Below are 13,715 nucleotides of genomic sequence, written 5' to 3' on the forward strand. Positions count from 1 at the left end.
GGAGCGGCTTATGGATCTCTATGGCTATTACCGTTCCACTTCATCGTACCGGGTGCGCATTGCGCTGGCGTTGAAGGGCCTCGATTACCAGGCGCTGCCGGTCAACCTGATCGCACCGTCGGGCGGTGAACATCGGCAACCGGCGTATCTGGCGCTCAATCCGCAGGGGCGGGTGCCGACCTTGCGCACCGATGACGGCGCGCTGCTGATTCAGTCGCCGGCGATCATCGAGTATCTGGAGGAGCGTTATCCACAGGTGCCGTTGCTCCCGGATGATCTGCTGGCCCGCGCGCGGGTGCGCGGTGTGGCGGCGGTGATCGGCTGCGATGTGCACCCGCTGCACAACGTCAGCGTGCTCAATCGCCTGCGCCAGTCCGGGCAGGATGAAACGCAGGTAATGGAGTGGATCGGGCATTGGATCAGCCAAGGGCTGGCGACGGTGGAGCAGTTGATCGGCGACAGCGGTTTCTGTTTTGGCGAATGGCCGTGTGTGGCGGATGTGTATCTGATTCCGCAGTTGTATGCCGCAGAGCGGTTCAACGTCAGCCTGGAGGCGTATCCGAAGATTTGCCGTGTGGCTGCGTTGGCGGCTGAACATCCGGCGTTTATCAAGGCGCATCCTGCCAATCAACCGGACACCCCGTAACTGAAGACCAAAAACCTGTGGGGGCGGTTTGCCCGCGATAGCGATCGTCCAGACACCCTTGTGTTGAATGTGCCGCCGCCATCGCGGGCAAGCCCGCTCCCACAGGGATCGAGGTGGCAATAGCGAAATAATCATAAAAACAAAAAACAGGTACCTTGCGATGCATAACCAGATTGCCAGTTTCCGTGCGGCGCTCGACGCCCGGCCTGTGTCCCGGTATCAGTGGTTGCTGTTGATTCTGCTGGCGTTGCTGCTGGTCACCGACGGTTATGACGCCCAGGTGCTCGGTTATGTAGTGCCGGCGCTGGCCCAGGACTGGGGGCTGGAAAAATCCGCGTTCGGGCCGGTTTTCAGTGCCAACCTGCTCGGCCTGACCCTCGGGTCGCTCGCGGTTACGCCGCTGGCTGACCGCTTCGGTGTGCGTCGCATTCTGCTTGCCTGCGTATTGATCTACGCCACGCTGACGGTGCTGATGGTTTTCGCCGATTCGCTGAACACGCTGATGATCGCGCGATTCATTTGCGGCATCGGCATGGGCGGCGCGATGCCCAGCGCCATGGCCTTGATGTCGGAATATTCACCACCGCGTCTGCGCACGCTGATGGTGACGCTGGCTGCCTGTGGTTTCTCGTTCGGTGGGGCGGCGGGCGGTTTTGTTGCCGCCGGTTTCATCGATCAGTTCGGCTGGCAGGCTGTGTTCCTCGCCGGCGGCGTGACGCCGTTGCTGCTGTTCCCGTTTCTCTGGTGGATGTTGCCGGAATCGCTGCCGCGTTTGCTGCGTGATGCACCGCCGTATGCCCGGCTGCGCAAAGTCAGCGCGCAGATGTTGCCGGATTGGCAGCCACCGCTGGCCAGCGTCGAGCAGAACGAGCGTGAGCAGGGCAGCAAACTGACCGTGGTCGAGTTGTTTCGCAACGGCTACGCGCGGCCAACCTTGCTGATCTGGGCGACGTTTTTTGTCAGCCTGATTCTGTTGTATTTCATGATCAGCTGGCTGCCAACGCTGCTGCTGGAAAGCGGATTGAAACTCAACGAAGCCAATCTGGTGACGTCGATGTTCCTGTTCGCCGGGACCCTCGGAGCGATTTGCATGGCCTGGTTCGCCGACCGTTTGCAACGCAAGGTGCGCCTGCTGTCCGGGGTGTTGGCAGGGGCGGCGCTGTGCACGATTCTGCTCGGGCTCAACCACGACGATCCGCGTTTTCTGGTGGCCTGTGTGTTTGCCGCCGGGTTCTGCATCATCGGCGGGCAACTGACGCTGAATGCCTTTGCCAGTAACTTCTACCCGGCCCATGTGCGTGCCACCGGCACCGGATGGGCATTGGGTGTGGGCCGTTTCGGTTCGATCCTCGGGCCGCTGTTCGGCAGCCTGCTGCTGGCGATGCACATACCGGTGGAGCAGATTTTCTTCTTTTGCGCGATCCCGGCGGTGATTGCCGCGCTGCTGATCATTCAGGTGCGCTCGCCGACTGATGCCTCCCGAGCCACCGTGGGAGCGAGCCTGCTCGCGAAGAACGATAACGTGGTTTGACCGGAGACTGAGGTGCCTGCTTCGCGAGCAGGCTCGCTCCCACACAGCTTTGTGTGGCCTCAAGGATGGGGGCAAGCCTGCGGAAGGTGGTCAATGCACGACGGAGTTGGGCGGCAGATGGCCGAGGCGTTCGGTCAGGCGCAGGCGCTGGATCGGGTCTTCACTGAGCAGCAACGCGTGCTCAAGGTCGAAGCGCTCGGCGTTTGGGCAGTCCAGCCGTTGATACAGACTGGCCCGGGCCATGTAATCGGCGGCTTTGGCGCCGCCCAGTTCGAGCACTCGTTCCGCGTCGATCAGCGCGGCAATGTAATCGTCGTGGGTCAGGTGCAATTGGCGCAGGTTGCGTGACAGACGCTGCAGCATCTGCACTGGCGTTGCGCTCAGCAAATGTTCGGCGCTGAGCTGCATGTTCGGCCCGTATTGGCGTTGCAACAGTTCGCGACAGTCGTTGGGATACAAGCGTCGCCCGCCGCAAGGGTCGAGCAAGTGGTCGGCGCCGGGTACCCGCAACAGGAAATGCCCGGGGAAGTTGACCCCGACCAAAGGAATCTCGAGGCCATGCGCCAGTTCCAGTGCGATCAACGCCAATGCCAGCGGCTGACCGCGCTGGGTGTGCAACACGCGGTGCAGCAGCGCCGCCTGTGGGCGCAGCGGCAGGAAATCATCCTGTGCGAAACCGAGATCGACCATGCGCCGCAACAACGGTTGCGCCAGTTCGCTGACCGGCAGCATCGGCAGGCCATAGCTGACGCGTAGTTGCAGATCCTTGAAGGTGCGCAACCATGCCTCGGGCTCGAGGGTTTTGTCGTGCTCGGCACTTATCCACAGCGCAGCTTCCAGCAGGGCTGGCGGTGAACGATGCAGGCATTCGAAAAAGCGTTGGCGCGCACTCATCTGAATCTCCCTCCAATGCCTCGTTTTAGCCCCGTCCGGGTTGTTCGTCCAGTACCGGGCGCGTTGAGCGCGAGTTATAGCGGCGCAACATTGTCCGCTCGGCGGCTCATGCCGGTGCGCGCCAGCAATTTTCAGGGGCAAGCCTATACTGGCGTTCTACAAGAAGTGATTCGGGAGCCTGTCGATGTTCGCTCTCATGCAAAGCACTCGCCTGGAATCGCTGCACCTGAGCGTGGACCCGGTCACCGGGTTGAAGGCGGTCATTGCCATTCATGACAGTCGCCTGGGGCCAGCCCTGGGCGGGTGCCGTTACCTTGCCTATCCCAACGACGAATCTGCGGTCGAGGACGCCATTCGCCTGGCGCAAAACATGAGCTACAAAGCGGCGCTCGCCGGCCTTGCGCAGGGCGGCGGGGTGGCGGTGATCGTGCGCCCGGCCCATGTCGAGAATCGCGCCGCGTTGTTCGAGGCTTTCGGCCGTTGCATCGAGCAGCTCGACGGTCGCTACATCACCGCCATCGACAGCGGCACTTCAGTGGCGGACATGGACTGCATTGCTCAACAGACGCGGCATGTCACCAGCACCACCTCGGCAGGCGATCCGGCACCGCACGCGGCCATGGGCGTGTTCACCGGCATTCGCGCCACGGCGATGGCGCGCCTGGGCAGCGACAACCTCGAAGGTCTGCGCGTTGCCATCCAGGGGCTTGGCAATGTCGGTTTTGCGCTGGCAGAGCAACTGCACGCGGCAGGCGCCGAGTTGCTCGTCAGTGACATCGACCACGGCAAGGTGCAACTGGCAATGGAGCAGCTCAATGCTCACCCGATCGCCAACGACGCATTGCTCAGCACGCCGTGCGACATTCTCGCGCCTTGTGGGTTGGGCGGTGTGCTCAACAGTCACTCGGTGTCGCAACTGCGCTGTTCCGCTGTGGCCGGTTCGGCGAACAATCAACTTTCCCATCTGGATGTGGCGGATCAACTGGAACGGCGTGGGATTCTCTACGCGCCGGATTATGTGATCAACGCCGGCGGGCTTATTTACGTTTCGCTTAAACATCGTGGCGAGGAGTTGCCGACGATTACGGCTCATCTGTCGAAGATCAGTTCGCGGCTCACGGAGGTCTTCGCTCACGCGCAGGCGGAAAAACGTTCGCCGGCGCGGGTGGCGGATGAGTTGGCGGAAAAGGTTTTGTATCGCTGAAAGCAAAAGATCGCAGCCTTCGGCAGCTCCTGCACTCGGAATGCAGGAGCTGCCGAAGGCTCGGGCCGCGATCGGACGATCTTTCTGATTACTTCGGCGCTTTCGCTGCTTTGGCGGGCTTCGCCGGCGCCTCGTCAGGTTCTGCCGCTTCAGCTTTTTCGACAGGCTCGGCCGGCGCGTTGATCAGCTCCGACAGCGCATCGGGCTGGCTCTTGAACGCCCGGGCGAACACATCGCGATTCTTCGCCATGTAGATCCCGGCTTCTTCCACTTGCTGTTCGGTCAGGGACGGAACGGCTTTTTGCAGCACATCGGCCAGATATTCGGCCAGTTCGAGCATTTTGTCATGACGATCAGCTTCGGCTTTATCCATGAACAAGCGCTCCAGATCTCGGCTGCTGCGGTATACCACTTCGACGGCCATTCACCACCTCACATGCCTTCACGTTAAGTTGTCTTGACGACTACTGTATCCATATACAGCGAAAAGGATAAGCGAATCCCTGCGCCATGGGTAGTGGCTTTTCAATGTAGACCGGATTTGGCGTTTGTCAGGGCGACGGTGTGGCTGCTATTCGCGAGCAGGCTCGCTCCCACGGGGATTGTGCGAAGCCGCGAGCCTGCGACCAAACGCCACGGCGCGGGATTTGCGGCGGATCGCCATGATGCGTGGCCCTGAACCTGCATGAAAACCATTGCAACAAGGCGCGCGCGCAAAACCGTCACGTGCGATACGCATCATCCGCCCGAAACGGGCTAAGGAAACTCATCGTGAAAATAAACTGGGCCGAGAAACTGCGGCGTAACGTGCATCAACTGGCCGAGTCCCTGGGCAACCTGTTCGTCGAAACCTTCCACTATCTGGCGCTGTTCGCCATCGGTGCGGTGACGGCGTGGGCGGCGGTGATGGAGTTCCTCGGCATGCTCGAAGTCGGGCACATCAAGATCGATGACATTCTGTTGCTGTTCATCTATCTGGAACTGGGCGCGATGGTCGGGATTTATTTCAAGACCAACCATATGCCGGTGCGCTTTCTGATTTACGTTGCGATCACCGCGCTGACGCGCCTGCTGATCTCCAACGTCTCGCACCACAACCCGCCGGACATGGGCATCATCTACCTGTGCGGCGGCATTCTGCTGCTGGCGTTCGCGATCCTGGTGGTGCGTTACGCTTCGTCGCAATTCCCTTCCGTGAAGATCGAGAACCCGCAGCGCAAGATCGGCACGGGCTCCAGCGAGCATCCGGAAGTGGAGAAGGGCGAGCTCTAAAGACCCGCCGCCTGGCCCGGCTGGCCTTTGACGCGTGGCGGTGGCGGGGTCAGCCCGGCGCCGCTGGTCATGGCCTCGAGAATCGACATGGCGCTGTGGCCCTGTTCGATGGCGATGCCAAACTGGATGCTTTGTACCAGCCGTTTCAAACGCTCGGGATCGTTGCGCTGTTCGGCGCTGATCATGCGCTTGGCCACGATGCGGCCGGCATTGGACAGGGTCAGCATGATGCTGCCGTCCAGGCCCTGAATGCTCAGATTGATCTGATAGTCCGGCGCGAAAGCATCGGTAATGATTTGAAATGGGTTGTCCATGATGCGTCACCGCCTGATTGAACGTGCAGTTGTTGACCGGCCATGATCTGATTTGGTTCGCAACACCAGACCACTGGCATCTCGTTCGCTGAGGTTTGCAATGTCCGTTTGCCTCAAGGGTGATATAGCAAGGGGCATGCCGGAAAAATTGTCGAACAATAAACACGGCGAAAAAAAACGGCGAGCCTCGGGGCTCGCCGTTTTTTATGGCGCGTTTTCAGGGCAGGAATGGGCCGATGATCGCTGACAGTGCAATCAGGCCGATCAGCACTCCACCCAGTTCACCGCCAGCCCGCCTCGTGAAGTTTCCTTGTATTTGTCGTGCATGTCGGCGCCGGTGTCGCGCATGGTGCGGATCACCCGGTCGAGGGAAATAAAGTGATTGCCGTCGCCGCGCAGGGCCATTTGCGTGGCGTTGATCGCCTTCACCGCCGCGATGGCATTGCGCTCAATGCACGGCACTTGCACCAGACCACCGACCGGATCGCAGGTCAGGCCGAGGTTGTGTTCCAGGCCGATTTCGGCAGCGTTCTCCAGTTGCTCCGGTGTCGCGCCGAGGACGTCGGCCAGGCCGGCGGCGGCCATTGCGCAAGCCGAGCCGACTTCGCCCTGACAGCCAACTTCGGCGCCGGAGATGGAGGCGTTTTTCTTGCACAAAATGCCGACAGCGGCTGCGCCGAGAAAGAACGCGACGACATCATCATCAGACGCATCCGGATTGAATTTCATGTAGTAGTGCAGAACCGCCGGAATGATCCCGGCAGCACCATTGGTCGGCGCGGTGACCATGCGCCCGCCGGCAGCGTTTTCTTCGTTGACGGCGAGAGCGAACAGATTGACCCATTCCATCGCCGACAGAGTCGAACTGATCACATTCGGTTTGCCGATTTCCAACAGGCTGCGGTGCAGTTTCGCTGCGCGACGCGGTACTTTCAGACCGCCGGGCAGGATGCCTTCGTGGCGCAAACCTTGTTCGACGCACTCGCGCATCACCGACCAGATGTGCAGCAGGCCGTGACGGATTTCGGCGTCGCTGCGCCAGGCGCGCTCGTTGGCCATCATCAGTTCGGACACGCGCAGATTGTGTTGTTTGCACAGGGCGAGCAGTTCGGCGGCGCTGGAAAAATCATAGGGCAACACCACGTCGCTGGTTGGCGCCACACCAGACTCGGCTTCAGCCGCTTCGACGATGAAACCGCCGCCCACCGAGTAATAGGTTTGCGTGAACAGCTCGGCGCTTGCGCCAAAGGCGCTCAGCGACATGGCGTTGGGGTGGTAGGGCAGGCTCTCGTCGAGCAGCAGCAGATCGCTCTGCCAGTCAAAAGCAATTGCACGTTGACCGGCTAGGGACAGTTGCCCGGTTTCGCGCAGTTGCTGGATGCGTGGATCGATGGTCGAAGGATCGATGCTGTCCGGCCACTCGCCCATCAGGCCCATGACCGTGGCGCGGTCAGTGGCATGGCCAATGCCGGTGGCCGACAGCGAACCGTACAAACGGATTTCAACTCGTCGCACATCGTTGAGCAGATGCTGATCGATCAAAGCCTGGGCAAACGTCGCCGCTGCGCGCATCGGACCGACGGTATGGGAACTGGACGGGCCGATGCCGACTTTGAATAGATCGAAAACACTGATAGCCATGCTAAACCCTCACAAGCAATGGAGTAGGAATCGCTGCCATTTTTTGTCGGACAAGCGCAATGTCGGCGATACTGCCTGCCTCGGTTCGAGGTGACCAACGAAACCTCCTAAGACAGCCTTTAGCAGGACTAAACAATGAGTCGTCAATTGCATGCCCAGACCTATGTCTGGCTGCAGGTATTTGCCTGTGCCGCTCGGCACCTGTCGTTCACCCGTTGTGCCGAAGAGCTGCACATCACCCCGGGCGCGGTCAGCCAGCAGATTCGTCAATTGGAAGAACGCCTGGGCTTTCGCCTGTTTCATCGGCGCGCGCGGGGCGTTGAGTTGAGTGCGCAGGGGCAGCGGCTGGCGATTACCGTCAACGAAGCCTATGGCAGCATCGATGCCGAATTGCGCCGACTCGACGCGGGGATGATCAGCGGGACTCTGCGGTTGCGTTCGATCCCGTCGTTTCTCGGCAAGTGGCTGACCCCGCGCCTGCCGCGCTTGCAGCAACGCTTTCCGGATATCCAGTTGCGCCTGGTGGCCGAGGACAGCAGCGTGCCGCTGCATGAGGGCGATTTCGATCTGGCCATCGATCTCAACGATGGCAGTTACCCCGGATTGTTATCCACAGCCTTGCTCGACGAGCAGATATTTCCGGTGTGCGCGCCGAGCCTGCTGCGCGGCCGCCCGCCGTTGCACGGGCCGGCCGATCTGGTGCATTTCCCGCTGCTGCACGACATCACCGCCTGGCGTGGCAGTTACGAATACGCGGAATGGGAGTTCTATTTGAACGCGATCGGCTTCGAAGGCGCCGATGTGCGACGCGGCCACACTTTCAATCGCAATCACCTGACCATCGAAGCGGCGATCGCCGGCATGGGCGTGGCGATTGCCCGGCGCACGTTGCTCAACGATGAGCTGGAGCGCGGCACGTTGATCGTGCCGTTCGGCTTGTCGGTGCCCAACCATAAACGCTATGTGCTGCTGTATGCGCCGGGGGCGTTGAGCCATCCGGGCGTGCGCGCTGTGCATGACTGGCTGGTGGAGGAGGCGGGAATTTTCCGCAGTCTTCACCCGCTGAATGAGCAGCAGATGTGAGCAGATTTTTCTGCGGAGCGGGTCGACCCAACTCCCGACATTAACAGCGCCTCGCTCGGTTGTCCGGCTTTTTTTGCGAATGAATATTTTTCTTTTTTCAGGGGTTGAAATGTTCGGCAGTCGGGCCGATTGTTGTAACCAGGAGGTCAGGAAATTCACTTCAAGGCCTCCAGCGAGCTAGCTGAAATAAGGGATGAACTATGCAAATCCAAGTCAACAGCGATAACCATATTCAAAGTAGTCAGCGACTGGAGGAGTGGGTACGTACAACTATTGAGAGCACGCTCGAACGTTATGAAGAAGACCTGACCCGTGTCGAAGTCCACCTGAGCGACGAGAACGGTGACAAACCAGGTCCCCATGACTTGCGCTGCCAACTGGAAGCGCGGCCAAAAGGCCACCAACCGATTTCCGTGACCCACAAAGCCGATTCGCTGGAACTGGCAATCGACGGCGCTGCCGAAAAACTTGAGCACGCACTGGAGCACCTGTTCGGCAAACTGCGAGGTAAGCCACGCGCCGCTGTAGTGCCGTTTACCGGCAAGGCCAACGACAAGCTGTTGGCGGAAGAATTCGACGAGAACGAACAGGCAGCGATCAACAGTTGATGCGCTGAGTTCACAAGTCACCAAAGGAGAACGGGCCTGCTGATGCAGGCCCGTTTTTTTTGTTTGGGCTGTTGGTTGTTTCGCGGCAGGGTTTGAGATCGTAGCCCCTCACCCCAGCCCTCTCCCGAGGGAGAGGGAGCCGAACCCGGTTGTTTTCAAGTCCAGCGTTCGGCTCGATATTGCAGGCGAGCGTAAATTGTAAATACACCTCGGTCAGTTCCCTCTCCGTCTGGAGAGGGGGCCGATTCCGGTTGTTTTCAAGTCCAGCGTTCGGCTCGATATTGCAGGCGAGCGTAAATCGTAAATACACCTCGGTCAGTTCCGTCTCCGTCTGGGAGAGGGGGCCGATTCCGGTTGTTTTCAAGTCCAGCGTTCGGCTCGATATTGCAGGCGAGCGCAAATCGTAAATACACCTCGGTCAGTCCCCTCTCCCCCTGGGAGAGGGTTAGGGTGAGGGGCTTTTGATCTTCAATGGGTTGCGGTCAGAACGCCACCGAAGTCTGCACATAAACCGTCCGCGGCTCCCCCGCGTACTTGCCCTTGTTGTTGTCATCGAACGAGCGTGTGAAGTACTGCGTGTTGAAGATGTTCTTCACTCCTACCGCCACGTTCAGATCAGACAACTGCGGTCCGAAGTCATACCCGGCGCGGCTGCTGAACAGCATGTAACCGGGGATCTTGCCGGTGCTGCCGTCGGCACTTTCCTTCGAAGTGTTGGCATTGTCGGCAAACTGGTCGCTCTGGAAGCTGCTGTCCAGATTCAGCTTCCATGGCCCTTCGGTATAACCGACGCCGATCGTGCCTTTGTGTTTGGAGGAAAACGGCACGCGGTTGCCTTTGTTCGGCCCGTCCTCGCGGATGGTTGCGTCGACATAGGCATAACTGGCGTAGACATCGAAACCGGCCAGCGCCGGGCTCAAGTCGTCGAGCGCGTAATTGACGCTGGTCTCGATGCCCTGATGGCGGGTTTCGCCGCGAGCGATCACCGAGTCGTTGGTCTGGTTGCTTTCATACTGGTTGTCGAAGTTGATCAGGAACGCGCCGATTTCCGCGCGCAGGGCACCGTTGTCGTAGCGCGTGCCGAGTTCCCAGGTGCGCGCCTTTTCCGGTTTCACTTCGCCACTGCTCACGCGGTTGGGCATCTGGCTGTATTGCACGCTGCCGAACGAGCCTTCGGTGTTGGCATACAGGTTCCAGCTGTCGGTGAGGTGATAAAGCACGTTCAGCGCCGGCAGCGCGGTGTTGTAGTCGCCCTTGTATTTGACGTTGGTCAGGTTGTTGGTCTGTTGCGACTCGATCATCTCGTAGCGCACGCCCGGAGTGATGGTCCATTTGCCGATGTCGATGCGGTCATCGACGAAGAATGCGTTGGCCTCGGTACCACCGCGAGTGTCGCGGTCGTTGCGGCTGCTGGTGGTCGGGTATTCGTTGGCGCTGATCGGCGTGCGATAACGCAGTTCGTGGCCGGCCTCGTTGATGTAGCGGTAGCCGACGCCGACTTCGTGGCTGCTAGGACCCAGATCGAAGCCTTGGGCGAAACGGGTTTCCAGACCACGTACCCAATACTCGCGCGGCGACAACGAAAGGAATGTGCCCTGGTCCAGATAACCGCTGCGCAGGGTTTTGGTGAAGAAGGTGTTGGCGGTGAATTCGCGGCGATCCTGCTGATAGCGATAGCCGAAGTTGAACATCGTGCGGCGCCCCCAGAACTGGTCTTTCGGCCGCGTCGATTGATACGGATCGGCATCGTAATCGGCGACGTTGAGACCGCCGGGCATGTCGGCCTTGCCTTCGTAATACTGGGCCATGGCGTTGAAGCTGTTGGCCTCGTCGAGCTGGTACTTGCCCTTGAGGATCAGGTCGTCGATCTCGGTATCGCTGTGTTCGCGCCAGTCACCGCCACGGGTGCCGGAGTACAACAGCGCACCACCGAGGCCGTTGGCGTTGGTGCCGCCGGCCAGCAGATTGGCGCTGGTCTTGAAACCGTCGTGGCTCGACGATGGGCTGGTTTCAGTCTGCAAACCGCCCTTGACCGTTGGCTCGTCGGGAATCGCCCGGGTCACGAAGTTGACCACGCCGCCGACGTTCTGCGGGCCATAACGCACCGCGCCGCCGCCGCGCACCACGTCCACCGCATCCATGTTGCCCATGCTGATCGGCGCGAACGACAACTGCGGCTGACCATACGGCGCGAACGGCACCGGGATGCCGTCCATCAGCACTGTCGAGCGTGCGGCCAGGCGCGGATTCAAACCGCGAATGCCGAAGTTCAGCGCCATATCATGGCTGCCCGTGCCGTTGTTCTCCGGCGCATTCACACCGGGGATGCGATTGAGCACATCGCGGGCCTGGGTCGCGCCCTGGCGTTCGAATTCTTCGCGGCGGATCACATCGCGCGCGCCCGGGTGTTCGAAGACGTTGATCTGCGCCGCATCGCCGAGCCAGTCGCCGACCACGGTCGAGGTGCCCAGCTCCAGCGCCGCGTCAGCCAGCGGTTGCAGGCTGAAGGCATTGTCGCCTTCGGCGCGGGCTTGCAGGCCGGTGCCTTCGAGCAAGGCATCGAGGCCTTGCTGCGTGGTGTAATTGCCTTCCAGACCACGGCTTTGCACGCCGCTGGTAACTTGCGAGCCGAAGGAAATCAGCACGCCGGCTTCACGGCCAAACTGGTTGAGCGCGGTTTCCAGCGACGCCGGGGCGATGTGATAAACCTTGGCCTCGGCGCCCAGCGCAGCGGGCAGGGCGGTGAAACTCAGGCTGGCGCCGAGCAGAAGATTGCGCAGGCTGCGGGCCAGTGGCGTAAGACGGGTGGGCTGCATGTGGATGATCCTGAGAAGGTGGAATCAAGGGGGCTTTCCTTCTCTGTCACGCCAGATCTGAAAAACGGCTCATTTATTTTTTCACAATCAAAAGATCGCAGCCTTCGGCAGCTCCTACACGAAGGCTGCGATCTTTTGATCTTGCTGTTCAACCCCGCGCTTCGACGCTCACCCAATAACGGGTAAAGCGCTTCACTTGCACCGGCAGACTGATCTGCAACAGGTCAAGAATCCGCTCGCTGTCATCCAGCGGATACGTCCCGGAAATCAGTAGATCGGCAACCTTGCTGTCGCACCGCAGCTGCCCACGACGATAACGGCCAAGCTCTTCGAGGAAATCGCCGAGGCGCATATGGGCGGCGACCAGCATGCCGTCAGTCCAGGCACCGCTGTTGGCGTCCAGTGGTTTGGCCGCGCTGACGGAGCTGGCCGTAAAACTCAACTGCCGCGCGACCGGCAGTAGCATCGGCGCGCGGTGCTCGGCGATGAGTTCGACACGTCCTTCAAACAGGGCGATCTGCGTGCGATCAACAAACTGCCGCACATTGAGGCGCACATCTTGGGTTTTCAGCACGCCGTGTGCTGTGCGTATTTCGAACGGATTTGCAGCGCTCAACAGCATTTCGCCCTCGAGCAGACGAATCAACCGCTGCGCACCATCAACATCAACCGAGCTGGCGGTATTGAGCTGTAACGAATCGGCACCGCCCAAGCCGATCTTGCGCCGCTGGCCGACCGGCGTGCGGTAATCGGCGAGCAGCGACGGCAGTGGCGTGTGCTCGCGCATGCCCCAGGTCGCCGCTGAGCCGGCACCGAGAATCAGCAACATTTTCAGCGCCTGACGGCGGCTGCCGGACTTCGGTCCGTTCAACGCGGCGTGGGCCAACGGCGACGACACGCCGCGTAGGCGCTGGTTGACCCGTTGCATGTGTTCCCACGCCCGGCGGTGTTCGCTGTGTGCATCCAGCCATTGTTGCCAGGCCTGTTGTTGGCGCGGGCTCAGCGTGCCCTGCTGCATTTCCAGCAGCCAGTGCACCGCCTGTTCGGCGACCTGCGCGGAGAAATCCGGGGTGCGATTCATAAAGCGAAATAGCAGCGCATGGCCGCTTTGTTCAAATGGCGTTTGACCGTGGCCACCGAGATTCCCAGTTCTGCGGCGATCTGTGGATAAGTCAGACCATCGACCTGAGCGAGCAGGAATGCGCGTTTGACCTGGCGCGGCAAACCGTCGAGCAGCTCATCGAGTTCGACCAGCGTCTGCAGGATGATCGCTTTGTGCTCTTCCGACGGCGCGACCATTTCCGGCATTTGCGCCAGCGTCTCGAGGTAGGCGCGTTCCACATCCTGGCGCCGGTAATGATTGAACAGCACGCGCTTGGCCAGCGTGGTAAGGAAGGCGCGCGGTTCGATGATCAGCGGTGGGTCGCGGGCGGTCAGCACCTTGATGAACGTGTCCTGGGCCAGATCCGCCGCGCTGTCCGGGCAGCCGAGCTTGCGCCGCAACCAGCCGGTGAGCCAGCTGTGATGAGCGTGGTAGAGCGATTCGACGGGATGGGCGGGCGGCAACGAAATGACTCCGGACGCAAAACTTGCGTAGAGAACGTGCATTAGAGAACAAGAACGTTTCGCATTGTAGAGGCTGACGACAGTGTCCGGCAATCAGATGCTTTTGCGTATGAGAATATTTATCATTAATATTGCTCACC

General features: G+C 60.4%; 12 protein-coding genes and 1 pseudogene. 6 read left to right on the forward strand and 7 right to left on the reverse strand.

What is annotated here, in order from left to right; genetic code table 11:
• The first annotated feature begins 10 nt into the window (after nt 1-10).
• Nucleotides 11-646, forward strand: a complete 636-nt coding sequence (gene maiA / locus PS14A_RS03820; protein ID WP_212615347.1) for a maleylacetoacetate isomerase — start codon at nt 11-13, stop codon at nt 644-646.
• Nucleotides 647-806: 160 nt separating this feature from the next.
• On the forward strand, nt 807-2,177 hold the full coding sequence (locus tag PS14A_RS03825; protein WP_212615348.1) for an aromatic acid/H+ symport family MFS transporter: 1,371 nt from the start codon (nt 807-809) through the stop codon (nt 2,175-2,177).
• 90 nt (nt 2,178-2,267) lie between these two features.
• Here PS14A_RS03825 and PS14A_RS03830 read toward each other — a convergent pair whose 3' ends face one another.
• Nucleotides 2,268-3,071 (reverse strand): transglutaminase family protein, encoded by an 804-nt coding sequence (locus PS14A_RS03830; protein WP_130910821.1) that lies wholly within the window; start codon nt 3,069-3,071, stop codon nt 2,268-2,270.
• Nucleotides 3,072-3,255: 184 nt separating this feature from the next.
• Between PS14A_RS03830 and PS14A_RS03835 the strand changes: the two genes are divergently transcribed.
• Complete coding sequence (locus PS14A_RS03835) at nt 3,256-4,275, forward strand: Glu/Leu/Phe/Val dehydrogenase dimerization domain-containing protein (protein WP_130910820.1); 1,020 nt, start codon at nt 3,256-3,258, stop codon at nt 4,273-4,275.
• Between the two features lie 184 nt (nt 4,276-4,459).
• On the opposite strand, the pseudogene PS14A_RS03840 reads toward PS14A_RS03835, so the two are convergent.
• A pseudogene (locus tag PS14A_RS03840) lies at nt 4,460-4,699 on the reverse strand (YebG family protein); the annotation flags it as partial.
• 347 nt (nt 4,700-5,046) lie between these two features.
• Between PS14A_RS03840 and PS14A_RS03845 the strand changes: the two are divergent.
• On the forward strand, nt 5,047-5,547 hold the full coding sequence (locus PS14A_RS03845; RefSeq protein ID WP_016771633.1) for a phosphate-starvation-inducible PsiE family protein: 501 nt from the start codon (nt 5,047-5,049) through the stop codon (nt 5,545-5,547).
• Here the strand turns inward: PS14A_RS03845 and PS14A_RS03850 are convergent.
• Both PS14A_RS03850 and PS14A_RS03855 read right to left on the reverse strand, forming a co-directional pair.
• A complete protein-coding gene (locus PS14A_RS03850; protein WP_016771632.1) occupies nt 5,544-5,861 on the reverse strand; it encodes a DUF3509 domain-containing protein in 318 nt (105 codons plus the stop codon). The genes PS14A_RS03845 and PS14A_RS03850 overlap by 4 nt on opposite strands.
• A 264-nt stretch (nt 5,862-6,125) precedes the next feature.
• Nucleotides 6,126-7,502, reverse strand: coding sequence for an L-serine ammonia-lyase (locus PS14A_RS03855; RefSeq protein ID WP_137215471.1), 1,377 nt, complete (start codon nt 7,500-7,502; stop codon nt 6,126-6,128).
• Nucleotides 7,503-7,637: 135 nt separating this feature from the next.
• Between PS14A_RS03855 and PS14A_RS03860 the strand changes: the two genes are divergently transcribed.
• The gene (locus PS14A_RS03860; RefSeq protein WP_016771630.1) at nt 7,638-8,585 is read left to right on the forward strand and encodes a LysR substrate-binding domain-containing protein; all 948 of its coding nucleotides are present in this window, start codon (nt 7,638-7,640) and stop codon (nt 8,583-8,585) included.
• A gap of 200 nt (nt 8,586-8,785) precedes the next feature.
• Nucleotides 8,786-9,193: an HPF/RaiA family ribosome-associated protein gene (locus PS14A_RS03865; RefSeq protein ID WP_130910818.1), complete on the forward strand. Its 408-nt coding sequence runs from the start codon at nt 8,786-8,788 to the stop codon at nt 9,191-9,193.
• Nucleotides 9,194-9,675: 482 nt separating this feature from the next.
• Here the strand turns inward: PS14A_RS03865 and fecA are convergent, their stop codons facing one another.
• From fecA to PS14A_RS03880, 3 genes are all read right to left on the reverse strand, one after another.
• The gene (gene fecA / locus PS14A_RS03870) at nt 9,676-12,009 is read right to left on the reverse strand and encodes a TonB-dependent Fe(3+) dicitrate receptor FecA (protein WP_212615349.1); all 2,334 of its coding nucleotides are present in this window, start codon (nt 12,007-12,009) and stop codon (nt 9,676-9,678) included.
• A 148-nt stretch (nt 12,010-12,157) separates the two neighbouring features.
• Complete coding sequence (locus PS14A_RS03875) at nt 12,158-13,090, reverse strand: DUF4880 domain-containing protein (RefSeq protein ID WP_212615350.1); 933 nt, start codon at nt 13,088-13,090, stop codon at nt 12,158-12,160.
• Nucleotides 13,087-13,617, reverse strand: a complete 531-nt coding sequence (locus tag PS14A_RS03880) for a sigma-70 family RNA polymerase sigma factor (RefSeq protein ID WP_249121153.1) — start codon at nt 13,615-13,617, stop codon at nt 13,087-13,089. Before PS14A_RS03880 ends, PS14A_RS03875 begins: the two co-directional genes overlap by 4 nt.
• Nucleotides 13,618-13,715: the final 98 nt, after the last annotated feature.

Source organism: Pseudomonas sp. 14A (assembly GCF_018132745.1).
GTDB lineage: Bacteria > Pseudomonadota > Gammaproteobacteria > Pseudomonadales > Pseudomonadaceae > Aquipseudomonas > Aquipseudomonas mercuritolerans.

What these genes read in the sequence shown, in the direction of transcription:
- maiA (WP_212615347.1), top strand. Translation starts at nt 11, where the DNA reads ATGGATCTCTATGGCTATTACCGTTCCACTTCATCGTACCGGGTGCGC.
- PS14A_RS03825 (WP_212615348.1), top strand. Translation starts at nt 807, where the DNA reads ATGCATAACCAGATTGCCAGTTTCCGTGCGGCGCTCGACGCCCGGCCT.
- PS14A_RS03830 (WP_130910821.1), bottom strand. Translation starts at nt 3,071, where the DNA reads ATGAGTGCGCGCCAACGCTTTTTCGAATGCCTGCATCGTTCACCGCCA.
- PS14A_RS03835 (WP_130910820.1), top strand. Translation starts at nt 3,256, where the DNA reads ATGTTCGCTCTCATGCAAAGCACTCGCCTGGAATCGCTGCACCTGAGC.
- PS14A_RS03850 (WP_016771632.1), bottom strand. Translation starts at nt 5,861, where the DNA reads ATGGACAACCCATTTCAAATCATTACCGATGCTTTCGCGCCGGACTAT.
- PS14A_RS03855 (WP_137215471.1), bottom strand. Translation starts at nt 7,502, where the DNA reads ATGGCTATCAGTGTTTTCGATCTATTCAAAGTCGGCATCGGCCCGTCC.
- PS14A_RS03860 (WP_016771630.1), top strand. Translation starts at nt 7,638, where the DNA reads ATGAGTCGTCAATTGCATGCCCAGACCTATGTCTGGCTGCAGGTATTT.
- PS14A_RS03865 (WP_130910818.1), top strand. Translation starts at nt 8,786, where the DNA reads ATGCAAATCCAAGTCAACAGCGATAACCATATTCAAAGTAGTCAGCGA.
- fecA (WP_212615349.1), bottom strand. Translation starts at nt 12,009, where the DNA reads ATGCAGCCCACCCGTCTTACGCCACTGGCCCGCAGCCTGCGCAATCTT.
- PS14A_RS03875 (WP_212615350.1), bottom strand. Translation starts at nt 13,090, where the DNA reads ATGAATCGCACCCCGGATTTCTCCGCGCAGGTCGCCGAACAGGCGGTG.
- PS14A_RS03880 (WP_249121153.1), bottom strand. Translation starts at nt 13,617, where the DNA reads ATGCACGTTCTCTACGCAAGTTTTGCGTCCGGAGTCATTTCGTTGCCG.